The sequence below is a fragment of the Microbacterium sp. R1 genome (assembly GCF_015159725.1).
GTDB lineage: Bacteria > Actinomycetota > Actinomycetes > Actinomycetales > Microbacteriaceae > Microbacterium > Microbacterium oxydans.
This window is the reverse complement of the sequence record NZ_JADDUD010000001.1, coordinates 520,114-534,852: the sequence shown is the minus strand read 5'-3', so window position 1 is coordinate 534,852 and position 14,739 is coordinate 520,114. Positions and strand designations below refer to the sequence as shown.

Sequence of the window (14,739 nt, the reverse complement as noted above, 5' to 3'; positions counted from 1 at the left end):
GCTCCTCCCTCTCAGTAGACGACCGACGGCAGCTGGGCCGTCTCGTCATGCGGCTTCTCTTCGGTGTCGGGCCCCTTCTGGGCGGCCCGGATGATGAGGCGGATCTCCACGACGGCGAGCGCCGCATAGATCGCGGTGAACGCGATGAGCGATATCAGCACCTCGAGCCCGCTGACGCCCGGCGAGACACCGTCCTGCGTCGTCATCAGCCCGAACACGATCCAGGGCTGTCTGCCCATCTCGGTGAAGACCCAGCCCATGATGTTGGCGGCCAGCGCGAGCGGGAACGACCAGATGGCGACCTTCCACATCCACGGTGCGACCGGCTTCTTGGCGCCCTTGCGGGTGACCCAGAGGCCCGCGACGGCGACGAGCGCCGCGGCGATGCCCAGGCCGATCATCCAGCGGAAGGCCCAGTACGTGATCCACAGCACCGGGGCGAAGTCGGTCAGACCGGTGGCGGCGTAGGTCTGCGCGTACTCGGCGTTCAGATCGTTGATGCCGTGCACACACGCGTCGAGGGTGTGTGTCGACAGCAGCGAGAGCAGATACGGCACGCGGATGGAGAACAGTTCGGAGCTGCCGTCCGGGGTGCCGAGCGTGAAGATGCTGAACGAGGCATCGGGACCGCAGACCGTGTTGAACGTGGCCTCGGCCGCCGCCATCTTCATGGGCTGCGCGGCGTACATCGCGAGGCCCAGCTGGTCGCCCGTGAGCACGACGCCCGCGGTCGAGACGATCATGGCCCACAGCCCGAACTTGAGCGAGATGCGCATGGTGTCGAAGTGCTGGCCGCGCGAGAGGTGCCAGGCCGAGACCGAGATCACGACACCGGCGGCGAACATGAACGCACCGAAGATCGTGTGCGGGAACGCGGCGAGCGCGACGGGGTTGGTCAGCAGCGCCCAGAAGTCGGTCAGCTCGGCGCGGTTGGTCGCCTCGTTGAACGTGTACCCGACGGGGTTCTGCATGAAGGCGTTGGCGGCGATGATGAAGTACGCCGACAGGATGCTGCCGATCGAGACGCACCAGATCGTGGCGAGGTGCAGCTTCTGCGGGAGCTTGTCCCAGCCGAAGATCCAGAGGCCGATGAAGGTCGCCTCGAAGAAGAAGGCCAGCAGGCCCTCGAAGGCGAGCGGGGCGCCGAACACGTCACCGACGAAGCGGGAGTAGTCGGACCAGTTCATGCCGAACTGGAACTCCTGCACGATGCCGGTGACGACGCCCATGGCGAAGTTGATCAGGAAGATCTTCCCGAAGAAGCGGGTCAGGTGCAGGTACTGCACCTTGCCGGTGCGCACCCACGCGGTCTGGAAGATCGCCGCGACCAGCGCCATGCCGATCGTGAGCGGCACGAAGAGGTAGTGGTAGACGGTCGTCAGGCCGAATTGCCATCGGGCCAGAGCGAGCGGATCAAGCCATTCCATGCACGACTCCTGTTCTGTGGTGCCGCTGCTTCGTGCTGTGACGCAGCGTTCCCTCGACCAGCGGCGCGGTGGTGTCGCGCAGCTGCACGGTGCAGTCCGACGGGAGGACAGCGTCGCGCACGCACTCGGCTTCGAGTGGTCCGCCTGCCTCGTTCAGGACGCCTTGCATGAGTTCCAGGTGCACGCGGCACAGCATCGGGCGGTCTTCCGACCGTCCGGCGGCGTGCGGGCACGGACTGAGGTCGACCGTGAGACTGCGGTCGTCGAGCACGGGCTCGAAGCCGCTCTCCTCCAGGTGCTCGACGAGCGCATCGAGCTGATAGGTGGCTTCGCGACCGAGTCCGGACGCCGCGTCGGGGAGCATGCTCCGCATCAGGTCGCCACGGCGGGCGGCCGCCTTCGCCTTGTCTCGGGCCACGGGACTGGAGGCCCCTGGCGCTCCGGTCGCCGCGCTGTACAGCGTGCGCGGTCGGCCCCGCGTCGTGCGGTGCTCGATCGTGGGGATCACGTAGCCGCCCTCGATCAGGCGCTGTAGGTGCTCGCGGATCGTGTTGGGGTGCAGCCCTGTGGCTTCGCACAGCTGGGTGATGGAGAGCTCGCCCCGGGTCTGCGAACTTCCCGCTTCGAAGAGCAAGTGCAGGATCTGCACCCGGGAGTAGCTCGAGATCGGCCCGCAGACGGGCCCGCCGTTGGCCATGAACCCAGTATCCCGCGACACTGCGAGTTTGCCGAGAGGATGGGCCGTGAATAAACACCTGGCCGATAGGGATGTCTGATGCCGGCGATAGCCTGGGGGCATGGCCACCCGGAAACCCGCTCCTCCTGCGTACGTGTGCACGGAATGCGGGTGGACCACCGCCAAGTGGGTCGGACGCTGCGGCGAGTGCCAGCAGTGGGGAACGGTGCAGGAGCAGGCAGCGCAGACCGGCATCCTCCGTCGGGTGGGGCCGGTCGCGCCGACGGCCGACCGTGCCGCCCGGCCCATCACGCAGATCACGACGCAGGATGCACCGCGTCGCTCGAGCGGCGTCGGCGAGTTCGACCGTGTCCTCGGCGGCGGCATCGTGCCGGGGGCGGCGATCCTGCTCAGCGGTGAACCCGGCGTCGGCAAGTCCACGCTTCTGCTCGAGGTGGCAGCGCAGGCGGCTCGCGGCGGACGCCGTGTGCTCTACGCGAGCGCCGAGGAATCCCCCGGTCAGGTGCGCCTGCGCGCCGAGCGCACTGGCGCGCTGCACGACGAGCTGTATCTCGCGAGCGAGACCGATCTGGCGACCATCCTCGGCCACATCGACGAGGTCAAGCCGCAGCTCGTGATCGTCGACTCGGTGCAGACCGTCTCGTCGTCCCTGATCGACGGCGCCGCCGGGCAGCCCAGCCAGGTGCGAGAGGTGGCTGCCACACTGATCCGCATCGCCAAGGATCGCGACCTGCCGATCATCATCGTCGGCCACGTGACAAAAGACGGTCAGGTCGCGGGGCCCCGTGTGCTCGAGCACCTCGTCGACGTGGTGTGTCACTTCGAGGGCGACCGGCAGACCTCGCTGCGCTTCGTCCGCGCGCTCAAGAACCGCTTCGGTCCGACCGACGAGGTGGGCTGCTTCGAGATGACCGGCGACGGCATCGCCGAGGTGCCAGACCCCTCAGGGCTCTTCCTCTCGCAGGGGGCGACCGAGCCAGGCACGTGCGTGGCGATCTCGCTCGAGGGTCGACGCGCCCTTCCCGTCGAGGTGCAGGCGCTCACGGTGCCGAGCAACGCCCCGAACCCGCGCCGCATCGTGCACGGCGTCGACTCTTCGCGGGTCGCCATGGTGCTGGCCATCCTCGAGAAGAGAGCCGGCATCGCGACCGGCAGCCTCGACGTCTACGTGTCCACGGTCGGCGGTGTGCGCTTCACCGAACCCGCGGCCGACCTCGCGATCGCCATCGCCGTGGCGGGTTCCATCCAGCAGATCTCGGTTCCGCGCACGGTCGCGGCGGTGGGCGAGCTGAGCCTCGCCGGGGAGATCAGGCCGGTCACGCAGGCGGCCCAGCGACGCTCCGAGGCCGCGCGCCTCGGCTATGAGCAGGTGGTCGACGATCGTTCGAAGACGCTCCGAGCCGCGCTGAGCGATGTGCGCGCGCGCAACACCTCACGCCGATCCGACCGCGACATCCCCCCGTTCTGACCGCCCGCGCTTCCGCGTCGCGGTTTTGACGTCGAAGGTCAGGCATGGAGGGTCTGACGCCGTGTGTCTGACGTCGCGTGTCAGGCGTCGAGCGCCTTGAGCAGCTCAGCGGGATCGGCCTGCATCGGGTGCGGTCCGGCGATATCGAGGAACACCGTCGTGATCGGGTGCGCCGCGAGGAACTTCCGCAGCCAGTCCGCGCTGTAGATGCCCACTCCTGGAGGCAGGTTGGCAGGCTTGTTCTTCGCGTCGCTGAAGAGCAGCAGGGCGAGGTCACCGGTGTTCGGGTCGCGATACGTCCACACCTCGCCGCTGTCGAGAGGGTTGTCCCGCGCGCCGGGCTTGATGAGCGGGACGATCGTGGTGCCGTGCCGGAGGGCGAGCGCGACCGCAGCGACATCCTGCTTCTCCAGAGCCTGCGCCAGAGCGTCCGAACGGAAATCCTCGGGTGCCGGCTTGTTCTTTCCGGACTTCGCCTTCTTCGCTGCCATGCATCCAGCTTATGCAGAGCGCCGGGCGCAGAGTGCCGATCCGACAGCGGAGACGATTGGGGCCCTCTCGAGTCCCACATTGGGGACTGGGGTACTCGAGAGGGCCCTCGGACTCTCGTGCGGCGATGTCGAAGCGCTGGGGACGCTGTAGTTCGACGCCACTGGGGATGGCTTGTTGCCGCAGATGCGGAGAGTCGCTTCTATGGTATCCCAAAGAGTGGGGGATGTCAGCATCGTGCGGCGAAGGCAGGCGACATCGCTCCATTTCGTGCGATACCCGTCGAGCGACGACGGATTTCGAAGGCGCCGTCTGAGATCGCTTCGAACTCAGCGGGACGGAGCTGCGCAGCGATCGGTCGTCGGTGCGACGTCGTTCAGTAGAGCAGGATCTGCGCGCTCGAGGGGCTCGTGAAACCGCCGATGGATACCTCGACGTGGTACGAGGCTCCGCCCCCAGGCGCTCGCTGTCGATTCTCCTGGGCACAGGTCTCGACACTCGACCGGGTGCGATCCCAGGTGACGGGGTCCTTGCTCGTGACCGTGGTACCCGCCGTGAGCGTGGCGATCATGCTGCTCGGGTTCTCCTGGCAGTCGGTCGAACGCCACCATTCGTCCGAGCCGCTGGAGATCGTGAACGCCTGGGTGGCGGAACCGACGTCGAGCGTGCAGTCCTTCGTGCCCTTGTTGGTCAGCGAGATCGAGAGCTTCGGTAGAACGCCGGGCGCATAGCTCTCGGCGTCGGTCACGGCGGCGACCTCGATGTCCGCCGCCTCGCAGGCGACGATCGCCGGCGTCTGCTCGGAGGAGGGATCGGGAGAGGGCGACTGCCCCTCGGTCGTCGCGCCCGCGGACGGTGACGGCGACGTGGAGGGGGTGGACGTCGGCGTCGATGACGTGTCGGCCGAGGCCCACGGGCGGGCGATCAGCAACCAGGCGCCGATGCCGATCGCGGCGACGGCCAGGATGAGACCGAGGATGACGACCAGTCGCCGACGACGGTAGACGGCGGCAGAGCGACGGGGCATGACTCCAGGCTAAGCGATCCGCCGCGCTCAGCCTGGGAGGCCCCACGGCACACGCGGACGAACGTGCGTGGTCAGAGCACCTTGAGCATGCGCGTGTTGCCGAGCGTGTTCGGCTTGACGTGGGCGAGGTCGAGGAACTCCTCCACACCCGCGTCACCGCTGCGCAACAGCTGCGAGTACACGTCCGAGTCGACCACCTGCTCGCCGATCGGGGTGTAACCGCGCCGCCCGAAGAAGTCGACCTCGAACGTGAGGCAGAACAGGCGGGTCAGGCCGAGCGTCTTGGCGTTCTCCTCCAGACGGTCGACGATCGCGCGCCCGACACCGTGGTGCAGCCAGTCGTCGCGCACGAGCAGAGTGCGCACCTCGCCGAGGTCTTCCCAGAACACGTGCAGCGCACCGCATCCGATCAGCACGCCATCGGCCTCTGCGACGACGAACTCCTGCACCGCGCCGTACAGCACCGCCAGGTCTTTGCCGAGCAGGATGCGCTGTTCGACGAGCGGCTGCAGCAGGTCACGGATGCCGACGATGTCGGCGCTGCGCGCCGGACGGACGATGTACTCGCTCACACCACAAGCCTAGAACCCACCCCTGGGCATGTCCCTCAGCCGGGGTCGGTATGCCAAAACCCAGACCATCCGATGCCCTCGAGGCGTGTCCGGCCTGGACGCGCCGAGGCGCCGCGGCATGGTGGACGCAAGAGGCGGGGACGCAAGAGGCGGGGACGCAAGAGGCGGGGACGCAAGAGGCGGGGACGCAAGAGGCGGGGACGCAAGAGGCGGGGACGCAAGAAGGGGCGGATGCCGCAGCATCCGCCCCTTCTCGTGGTTCCGGGAGGTCACTCCCCGCTGGCGACCGCCAGGTCGGGGGTGCCGGAGATCGCGCCGCCGCCGGTGTTCACACCGACCGCGACGGGACCGCCATCGCGCGGGCCGTGCTCGAACAGGAACTGCCCGTCCTTCGCGTCGACCTTCACGTGGTCTCCGGAGTTGAGCTCACCGTGCAGGATCTTCTCCGACAGACGGTCCTCGACCTCGTGCTGCATCGCGCGACGCAGCGGTCGGGCGCCCAGGGCCGGGTCGAAGCCGATCTCGATCAGACGCTCCTTGGCGGCCTGCGACAGCTCGATCGTCATGTCGCGGTCCAGCAGACGCTCGCCGAGGCGCTTGGTGAACAGATCGACGATCTGCACCAGCTCTTCCTTCGACAGCTGCGGGAACACGATGATGTCGTCGACACGGTTGAGGAACTCGGGCTTGAAGTGCCGCTTGAGCTCTTCGTTCACCTTGCCCTTCATCCGGTCGTAGCTGGTCGAGTCGTTGCCCTCGATCTGGAAGCCGACGGGTCCGCCGGCGATGTCGCGCGCACCGAGGTTGGTGGTCATGATGATGACCGTGTTCTTGAAGTCCACGATCCGACCCTGACCGTCGGTGAGACGACCCTCTTCCAGGATCTGAAGCAGCGAGTTGAAGATGTCCGGGTGCGCCTTCTCGATCTCGTCGAAGAGGACCACGCTGAACGGCTTGCGCCGCACCTTCTCGGTGAGCTGGCCACCCTCTTCGAATCCGACGAATCCGGGAGGGGCACCGAACAGACGCGAGACGGTGTGCTTCTCACCGAACTCGCTCATGTCGAGGGAGATCAGCGCAGCTTCGTCGTCGAACAGGAACTCGGCGAGAGCCTTGGCCAGCTCGGTCTTTCCGACACCCGTGGGGCCGGCGAAGATGAACGAGCCGGAGGGACGCTTCGGGTCCTTGAGGCCGGCACGCTGACGACGGATGGTCTTGGAGAGGGCGGCGATGGCCTCCTCCTGACCGATGACGCGCTGGTGCAGCGCCTTCTCCATGAAGACGAGTCGGCTGGACTCCTCCTCGGTCAGCTTGAACACGGGGATGCCGGTCGCCTGGGCGAGCACCTCGGCGATCAGACCCTCGTCGACGACCGCCTGGGTCGCGACGTCGCCCGCACGCCACTGCTTCTCGAGGCGCAGACGCTCCGCGAGGAGGCTCTTCTCCTCGTCGCGCAGGGAGGCGGCCTTCTCGAAGTCCTGCTCCTCGGAGGCGACTTCCTTCTGCTCGCGCACGGCGGCGATCTTCTCGTCGAACTCACGCAGCTCGGGCGGGCTGGACAGGATCGACAGACGCAGACGTGCGCCGGCCTCGTCGATCAGGTCGATGGCCTTGTCCGGGAGGAAGCGGTCCGAGACGTAGCGGTCGGCGAGGTTCGCCGCGGCCACGATCGCGCCGTCGGTGATCTGCACCTTGTGGTGCGCCTCGTAGCGGTCGCGCAGACCCTTGAGGATGTTGATCGCGTGCGGCAGCGTCGGCTCGTTCACCTGCACCGGCTGGAAGCGGCGCTCGAGCGCGGCGTCCTTCTCGAAGTGCTTGCGGTACTCGTCGAGCGTGGTGGCACCGATCGTCTGCAGCTCGCCGCGGGCGAGGAGAGGCTTCAGGATGCTGGCCGCGTCGATCGCACCCTCGGCGGCGCCCGCACCCACGAGGGTGTGGATCTCGTCGATGAAGACGATGATGTCGCCGCGCGTGCGGATCTCCTTGGTGACCTTCTTCAGACGCTCCTCGAAGTCACCGCGGTAGCGGGAACCGGCGATGAGCGAGCCGAGGTCGAGCGAGTAGAGCTGCTTGTCCTTCAGCGTCTCGGGCACATCGCCCTTGACGATCGCCTGGGCCAGCCCCTCGACGACGGCGGTCTTGCCGACGCCCGGCTCGCCGATCAGGACGGGGTTGTTCTTGGAACGGCGGGAGAGGATCTGCATGACCCGCTCCGCCTCCTTCTCGCGCCCGATCACCGGGTCGAGCTTGTTGTCGCGTGCGGCCTGGGTGAGGTTGCGACCGAACTGGTCGAGCACGGCCGAGCCGCCCTGAGCGCCCGCCTGCGAGTCGTTGGTCTGCGCACCGACGGACGCCGGCTCGCGACCGGGAGCGCCGGAGAGCAGCTGGATGACCTGCTGGCGCACCTTGTTGAGGTCGGCGCCGAGCTTGACGAGCACCTGGGCGGCGACGCCCTCGCCCTCGCGGATGAGGCCGAGCAGGATGTGCTCGGTGCCGATGTAGTTGTGGCCGAGCTGGAGGGCCTCGCGGAGGCTGAGCTCGAGAACCTTCTTGGCGCGCGGGGTGAACGGGATGTGGCCGGTCGGCTGCTGCTGGCCCTGGCCGATGATGTCCTGCACCTGCTCGCGCACGGCGTCGAGGGAGATGCCGAGCGACTCGAGCGCCTTGGCAGCGACACCTTCACCCTCGTGGATGAGACCGAGCAGGATGTGCTCGGTTCCGATGTAGTTGTGGTTGAGCATCTTCGCCTCTTCTTGGGCGAGGACAACCACTCGACGGGCTCGGTCCGTGAATCTCTCGAACATGCTGTGACTCCTTATTCGCACGGGGCGAAGCGCTGACACCTATGGCGTTCTCTGCGCCTGTACATCGAGAGTAACCACCGCGAACGGCACGTATGCCCGTGTTCGCCGTGGGCATACCGGAGGTTGACGGGGTTATCGACTGTCGTTATGTTAACGAAAGTCGATAACAACGGGTCCGAACCGGGCCACGGAGAAGGAGGCGCCATGACCGATGTACCGACCGCGACCAGAGCGGCGAGCCTGGTGGAGAAGACCGTGCTGGGTGTCATAGCCGGAGCCGCGGGAGCCATCGCGGTCGTCGATCTGATCGGCGCAGGCGTCCGCACCGCCGTCCTGATGACGGGCGAGTCCGTCACCGTCCCGTCGATGCCGCTGAGCACGGCCGAGGCGCCCGCAGTGCTCGCGGCGTCCTCGAACATCTCCGATGCACAGTACGACACCGTCACGCTCACCGCCTCCGGCCTCAGCCTGTCTCCCCGCCTCCTGCTCGCCATCGCCGATGCGCTCGCGGTCCTGGGCCCGATCGTGCTGTGCCTCGCGGTCGCCTGGCTGTGCATCCGGCTCTTGATCGGTCGCCCCTTCGGCAGCGCGGCGACCTGGGGCATCGCCGTCGCCGCGCTCGCCGTCATGGCGGGCGGTCTGATGAGCCAGGCGGTGCGCGCGAATGCGTTCAGCGAGATCACCTCCGAGCTGAACCTCGTCTCCGGTGGCGTTCCGGCGTTCGAGATGTCGATCGACCTCGCCCCGTTCGGGTGGGGCTTCGCGCTCGTGGTCGTCGCCGGCGCGTTCGAGATCGATCAACGCCTACAGCGCGACACGGAAGGACTCGTCTGATGAACACCACCGCAGCCGCAACCAAGGCCACCCGCTCCGAGACGGCGGACGCGATCACCGTGATCCTCTACGCCGCCGCGGCTCTGGTCGCAGTGGCGTTCGCCACGATCCTGCGCGTCGCCGGCACCTTCCGCGACTCCGGGATCGCGTGGTCGATCCCGATCGACGAGCAGCCGATCTCGGCGACCACCGACTCCGGCGCGATCTCCGTCGAGGGGATAGCGCAGGATGCGATGGTCTTCGCCACCGGTGTGAACACGGTGTCGGTCGGGGCGATCATCGCCGCCATCACCCTGTGGGCGCTCGCGGCCCTGCTGGTGATCGGGTCGGTCACGCTGGTCGCCTGGAACTTCCTGCGCGGACGTTTCTTCGTGCGCGGCAACGCCCGCGCGTTCGATGTGATCGGCTGGACCCTGGTCGTGGCGCCGATCCTGATCGTCATGTTCGAGACCATGGGCCGCAACGGCGTCACCTCAGCACTCGGCCTCGGTGAGGGAGAGCCTGCGCATCCGATCGAGTTCTGGAGCGTCGCTCCGATCTTCGCGACCGGCGTGACCGTGGGCCTGATCGCCGTCGCTTTCCGCCGCGGCATCCGCCTGCAGAACGAGAAGCTCGCGCTCGAGAAGGAAACGGAGGGGCTGGTGTGACCCCGGCGGAGAGCGACGACGAGTTCACCGGCATCCACTGCCGACTCGATGAGCTGCTCGCCGATCGCGGGATGACCCTCACCGAGCTGAGCGCCGCGGTCGGGGTGAGCATCGTGAACCTGTCGGTCCTGAAGAACGACCGCGCCCGCGCCATCCGCTACTCCACCCTTCGCGCGATCTGCGAAGCGCTCGACTGCGAAGTGGGCGAGCTGCTGGTGCTCGCTCCCCGCTGAGCCCCCTCCCCCGCTGAACTCACTCCCCCGCTGAGCTCGGGAGCGTCATCCTTCGTCATATCCACCCAGGGAATTCTCAGGGAGTCATAGCGTTGGGCCTCATGGCGCGCACTCGGCGCGCCGCGATCCTGGAGTCCCCACCCCATGAGCACCACCGCACGCGCCCAGAAGGCGCCAGACACCCGCGGACCGGTCCGGAAGCTGCTGACGTCGTTCGGCTTCCAGATCCTCGCCGCCCTCGTCCTCGGCGTCGCCGCCGGTCTGATCGGCCGCCAGCTCGGCGCCACCGCCGAGAACCCGAACGGCCTGTCGGCGACCCTCGACACGATCGGCAGCTCGTACGTGACGCTGCTGCGCGCCGCCGTCGTCCCGCTGATCTTCACGGCCATCGTCGCCAGCATCTCGAACCTGCGCCGCGTGCAGAACGCTGCACGCCTGGCAGGGCAGACGATCCTGTGGTTCGCGATCACCGCGTTCGTCGCCGTGATCATCGGCATCGTCCTCGGCCTCGTGATCCAGCCGGGCAACCGCGCCGGTGAGGGCCTCGAGACCGGCGACCCGTACACGGTCGGCACCTGGTGGAACTTCCTGCTGGGTCTCATCCCGCAGAACTTCCTCGGGCTCACGGTCAGCACCAACCCCGGCGCCGTCGAAGGCACCTTCAGCTCCAGCGTCGGCTTCAACATCCTGCAGGTCATCGTGGTCGCGGCCGTCGTCGGCATCGCCGCGCTCAAGGCCGGCAAGAAGGCAGAGCCGTTCCTCGTGTTCACCGAGTCGCTGCTCAAGGTCATCCAGCGCGTGCTGTGGTGGATCATCCGCATCGCCCCGCTCGGCACGTTCGGCCTCATCGGCTCTGCAGTGATCAAGTACGGCTGGGAGAAGCTGGCCTCACTCGGCTGGTTCGCCGCCGCGGTGTACATCGGCCTCGCGCTCGTGCTGTTCGTCGTCTACCCCGTCCTGGTCAAGACGCACGGCCTGTCGATCAAACAGTACTTCTCCGGCGTGTGGCCCGCGGTGCAGCTGGCCTTCGTCAGCCGTTCCTCGATCGGCACGCTGCCCCTCACCGAGCGCGTGACCGAGCGCAACCTCGGAGTGCCCCGCTCCTACGCCTCGTTCGCCGTGCCGCTGGGCGCGACCACGAAGATGGACGGCTGCGCCGCGATCTACCCGGCCATCGCCGCGATCTTCGTGGCACAGTTCTTCGGCATCGAGCTGAACTTCGTGCAGTACCTGCTGATCGTGATCGTCTCGGTCGTCGGTTCCGCCGCCACCGCCGGAACCACCGGCGCGGTGGTCATGCTCACGCTGACACTGTCGACGCTCGGTCTGCCGCTCGAGGGCGTCGGGCTGCTGCTCGCGATCGACCCGATCCTCGACATGGGCCGCACCGCGGTCAACGTCGCGGGTCAGGCGCTGATCCCGACCATCGTCGCCAAGCGCGAGGGCATCCTGAACGAGGAGCTCTACAACGCTCCGCGCGAGGGCCTCCCCTTCGCCGACGACTCCGGCGACGACGACGCTCCCGAGGCGGACGCGTCCGCCGACAAGGAGCCGGTCAGCGCACGCTGACCCCCTCCCCCTCTCTCCCTCTCCCCCTCTCCCCCTCCTCCCCCGTCTCTCCTCCGCCGAGACCCACGCGCGTCGTCGAGACCCACAGTCGCAGACGTCTCAGACGATGGGTCTGGGCGACGACGATGGGTCTCGGCGGAGGTGAGGAGGGGGGAGGGAGGAGGGGAGGGGAGGGGAGGAGGGGGAGCGGGAGGGATCGTCAGGCGCGGCTCTGTTGACGGGTGGCACCGCGCGTGTCGAGCGCGAGCTCCTCGGCATCCATCGCGGCGATGAGCTCCCGCATCACCTCTTCGTCGAGATTGCCGGCGTCGCGCTCGGCGAGGAGGATGTCGCGGCGCACCTGCAACCACCCTCTGGACAGCGCGACGAGGTCGTCATAGGAGGGCCGGGTCACGGCGTCCTCGACCTTCTGCGCCTCGTCGGTGTCCTTCTCCACCCGGGTCATACGCTTCGTGAACGCGTCGAACACGCTCAGATCGACCTCGCCGTACTTCGCCTCCCACTCCACGCGCTTCTCGGCGAGATAGGCCTTGCCGGCCTCGCGGCTCTTCTCCCGCACTTCCGCAAGAGCCGCCTCGTCCTCCGCCTCATCCGCGTCGCGCTCGATGCCGAGACCACGGATCAGCATGGGCAGCGTGAGCCCCTGCAGCAGCAGGGTGCCCACCGTGACGATGAACGCGACGACGACGATCGCGTGCGACGCCTCGGTGTCGAGGGTCGCGAGGTCGGCCGCCGCCACCGCGATCGCCAGCGTCACCACCCCGCGCATGCCCGCCCAGGAGATGACGGCGCTGTCCTTCCACGTGAGGGTGAGTCCCGCCATCTGCTCCCGGACGATGTGGCTGCGCAGTTCGTCCGCCGTGTAGTTCCCCCAGCGACGCGACCTGCGGTGACGTTTCTCGAACTCCCCGGATTCCACACCGCGATCCCAGCGCTCGAGACGCTTGCGGTCCTGGAAGTTCGACCACGCACTGGTCGGGTAGATGTAGAGGGGCCGCACGATGACCACCACGAGCAGCACCGCGCCGGAGAGCAGCAGGATCTGTCCGACGGACTCGCTGCCGAGGTCGCTGAGCACGCGAGGGAACTGCAGCCCGATGTAGGCGAACACGAAGCTCTCCAGCAACAGGTCGGCCGAGAGCCACAGCGGCTTCTCCTGTTGGCGCGTCGTGTAGTCGGTGCGCGGCGAGTTGTAACCGACGTAGAGCCCCATCGCCACGACGGCGAGGACTCCCGATCCGAGCAGATGCTCGGCGATCGCGTACGCACCGAACGGAGCGAGCAGTCCGAAGGTGCCGATGACGACCGGATCGCTGATGCGCATGCGCAGCTGGTGCAGGACGATCCCGAAGACGAGTCCGACGGCGACACCGACGCCGACAGCCAGCAGGAACTGCAAGACACCGCCCCACACCGAGACCGTCGCCCCGGCGAGGATCGCCGCGAACACCCGGTACAGGGTGAGCGAGGTCGCGTCGTTGATGAGACTCTCGCCCGACAACACGGTCATGATGCGTCGAGGCAGTCCGAGCCGACGACCGATCGCCGCGGCGGACACCGCGTCGGGAGGAGCGACGATCGCGCCCAGCAGCAGTGCGCCGGGAAGCGTGAGCGAGGGCAGGATCCACCAGGCGACGAACCCGACAGCGAGGGCCGTGAGCAGCACGAGCCAGATCCCGAGACGGCGGATCTGCGGCAGGCTGCGCTTGAACCCGACGAAGGAGACATCGAGGGCGGCCGAGTACAGCAGCGGCGGCAGCACGAGACTCAGGAGCACATGCCCGTCGATGTCGAGATCGGGCACGAACGGGAGGAACGACGCGGCGAGCGCGACCACCGTCACGAGCAGAGGTGCAGGCCATCCACGCCACCGCGCGAAGGCGGCGACGGCGACCGAGCCGACGAGGACGTAGAAGATGCCTGCTTCCATGCCTCAACGGTAGTGGTCGGGCCCGATGGACGGTCGGCCGCGTCGCACCATCGATCAGTCGGCGGAGCGGCGGCCTCTCCCGCGCTGAGCATCGAGAGCTTCGCGGAGCTGCTCGTTGCGCACCTGCAGGTCGTCGTTCGCATCCTGCAGGTCGAGCATCCGAGCGATCCCGGCGATGTTCACCCCGTCTTCGCGCAGTGAGGCCGCTCGCCGCAGCCGTTCGATGTCGTCATCGCTGTAGCGGCGGGTCCCGCCTTCGCTGCGGGCGGGGGTGAGCAAGCCCTTGCTCTCGAACAGGCGGAGCGTCGCCTCGGGGAGCTCGACCAGCTGCGCTGCGACGGCTATGCCATAGAGCGGCGTCCGGCTGTCACGATGCGGCATGCGGTCACCCCCTGAGGTCGGCGGGATTCGGAGTTGCAAATCTAACACGAGTTGTCGTATAAAAAATCTATAGCAATGGTGCAGATCTCCTGCACCACCGATTCGCCCTCAGGGCAGCACGAAAGGAGAACCTCATGGCACTGACCTTCGACCCCTTCAGCCAGCTCGATCGCTTCGCCGCGAGCGTGCTGGACTCCGTTCGCGCTCCCCGGCCGATGCCGGTGGACCTCTTCCGCGACGGAGACCGGTATGTGCTCCACGCCGACCTTCCCGGGGCCGACCCCGGCTCGATCGACGTCGATCTCGACGGCGGTCAGCTCACGATCCGCGCACAGCGCACCCCCGACACTCGTGACGGTGTGCGCTGGCTCGCCCGTGAACGCGGATCCGGCTCCTTCCTGCGGCAGTTCTCGCTCGGCGAGGGTGTCGACCTCGACGGCATCAGCGCCTCGTACGAGAGCGGTGTGCTGTCCGTCATCATCCCGGTGAGCGAGCGTGCCAAGCCGCGCAAGATCACGGTGGAGTCCACTGATCAGCGCGAGGCGATCAACGCCTGACGAACGGTGGGGGCGGCGTGACTGTCGCCCCCACCCCGTTGGGCCCTGAACACCGCCGGGCGAACCGGGCAAGACGGGGAATGACGGCGCCTGCGGACGCGTTG

General features: G+C 67.7%; 14 protein-coding genes. 6 read left to right on the top strand and 8 right to left on the bottom strand.

Features of this window, described 5'->3' with window-relative positions; translation table 11 throughout:
- Window positions 1-11 precede the first annotated feature (11 nt).
- Both ILP86_RS02570 and ILP86_RS02565 read right to left on the bottom strand, forming a co-directional pair.
- A complete protein-coding gene (locus ILP86_RS02570; RefSeq protein WP_029259882.1) occupies window positions 12-1,427 on the bottom strand; it encodes a cytochrome ubiquinol oxidase subunit I in 1,416 nt (471 codons plus the stop codon).
- Window positions 1,414-2,124: a metalloregulator ArsR/SmtB family transcription factor gene (locus tag ILP86_RS02565; protein ID WP_029259881.1), complete on the bottom strand. Its 711-nt coding sequence runs from the start codon at window positions 2,122-2,124 to the stop codon at window positions 1,414-1,416. The genes ILP86_RS02570 and ILP86_RS02565 overlap by 14 nt, the downstream gene beginning before the upstream one ends.
- Window positions 2,125-2,224: 100 nt before the next feature.
- Between ILP86_RS02565 and radA the strand changes: the two genes are divergently transcribed.
- Window positions 2,225-3,592 (top strand): DNA repair protein RadA, encoded by a 1,368-nt coding sequence (radA, locus tag ILP86_RS02560; protein ID WP_058630739.1) that lies wholly within the window; start codon window positions 2,225-2,227, stop codon window positions 3,590-3,592.
- An 80-nt stretch (window positions 3,593-3,672) separates the two neighbouring features.
- Here the strand turns inward: radA and ILP86_RS02555 are convergent, their stop codons facing one another.
- The 4 genes from ILP86_RS02555 to ILP86_RS02540 all read right to left on the bottom strand — a co-directional run bounded on the left by ILP86_RS02555 (window position 3,673) and on the right by ILP86_RS02540 (window position 8,484).
- Window positions 3,673-4,083: a hypothetical protein gene (locus ILP86_RS02555; RefSeq protein WP_046747602.1), complete on the bottom strand. Its 411-nt coding sequence runs from the start codon at window positions 4,081-4,083 to the stop codon at window positions 3,673-3,675.
- A 374-nt stretch (window positions 4,084-4,457) separates the two neighbouring features.
- On the bottom strand, window positions 4,458-5,108 hold the full coding sequence (locus ILP86_RS02550; protein WP_046747601.1) for a hypothetical protein: 651 nt from the start codon (window positions 5,106-5,108) through the stop codon (window positions 4,458-4,460).
- A 71-nt stretch (window positions 5,109-5,179) separates the two neighbouring features.
- Window positions 5,180-5,680: an amino-acid N-acetyltransferase gene (locus tag ILP86_RS02545; protein ID WP_046747600.1), complete on the bottom strand. Its 501-nt coding sequence runs from the start codon at window positions 5,678-5,680 to the stop codon at window positions 5,180-5,182.
- Window positions 5,681-5,949: 269 nt separating this feature from the next.
- Window positions 5,950-8,484, bottom strand: a complete 2,535-nt coding sequence (locus ILP86_RS02540) for an ATP-dependent Clp protease ATP-binding subunit (protein WP_046747599.1) — start codon at window positions 8,482-8,484, stop codon at window positions 5,950-5,952.
- Between the two features lie 204 nt (window positions 8,485-8,688).
- Here ILP86_RS02540 and ILP86_RS02535 point away from each other — a divergent pair, with 204 nt between their 5' ends.
- The 4 genes from ILP86_RS02535 (at window position 8,689) to ILP86_RS02520 (ending at window position 11,767) form a co-directional block, all read left to right on the top strand.
- Window positions 8,689-9,318 (top strand): hypothetical protein, encoded by a 630-nt coding sequence (locus ILP86_RS02535; RefSeq protein WP_193761291.1) that lies wholly within the window; start codon window positions 8,689-8,691, stop codon window positions 9,316-9,318.
- A complete protein-coding gene (locus ILP86_RS02530) occupies window positions 9,318-9,965 on the top strand; it encodes a hypothetical protein (protein ID WP_113681399.1) in 648 nt (215 codons plus the stop codon). The genes ILP86_RS02535 and ILP86_RS02530 overlap by 1 nt, the downstream gene beginning before the upstream one ends.
- Window positions 9,962-10,198 (top strand): helix-turn-helix transcriptional regulator, encoded by a 237-nt coding sequence (locus ILP86_RS02525; RefSeq protein WP_046747597.1) that lies wholly within the window; start codon window positions 9,962-9,964, stop codon window positions 10,196-10,198. The genes ILP86_RS02530 and ILP86_RS02525 overlap by 4 nt, the downstream gene beginning before the upstream one ends.
- A gap of 144 nt (window positions 10,199-10,342) precedes the next feature.
- On the top strand, window positions 10,343-11,767 hold the full coding sequence (locus tag ILP86_RS02520) for a dicarboxylate/amino acid:cation symporter (RefSeq protein ID WP_174799748.1): 1,425 nt from the start codon (window positions 10,343-10,345) through the stop codon (window positions 11,765-11,767).
- 199 nt (window positions 11,768-11,966) lie between these two features.
- On the opposite strand, the gene ILP86_RS02515 is transcribed toward ILP86_RS02520, so the two are convergent.
- Both ILP86_RS02515 and ILP86_RS02510 read right to left on the bottom strand, forming a co-directional pair.
- On the bottom strand, window positions 11,967-13,697 hold the full coding sequence (locus tag ILP86_RS02515; protein ID WP_058632974.1) for a sodium:proton antiporter: 1,731 nt from the start codon (window positions 13,695-13,697) through the stop codon (window positions 11,967-11,969).
- Window positions 13,698-13,751: 54 nt separating this feature from the next.
- Window positions 13,752-14,078: a MerR family transcriptional regulator gene (locus tag ILP86_RS02510; protein WP_046747595.1), complete on the bottom strand. Its 327-nt coding sequence runs from the start codon at window positions 14,076-14,078 to the stop codon at window positions 13,752-13,754.
- 134 nt (window positions 14,079-14,212) lie between these two features.
- Between ILP86_RS02510 and ILP86_RS02505 the strand changes: the two genes are divergently transcribed.
- Window positions 14,213-14,635, top strand: coding sequence for an Hsp20/alpha crystallin family protein (locus ILP86_RS02505; protein ID WP_058632973.1), 423 nt, complete (start codon window positions 14,213-14,215; stop codon window positions 14,633-14,635).
- Window positions 14,636-14,739: the final 104 nt, after the last annotated feature.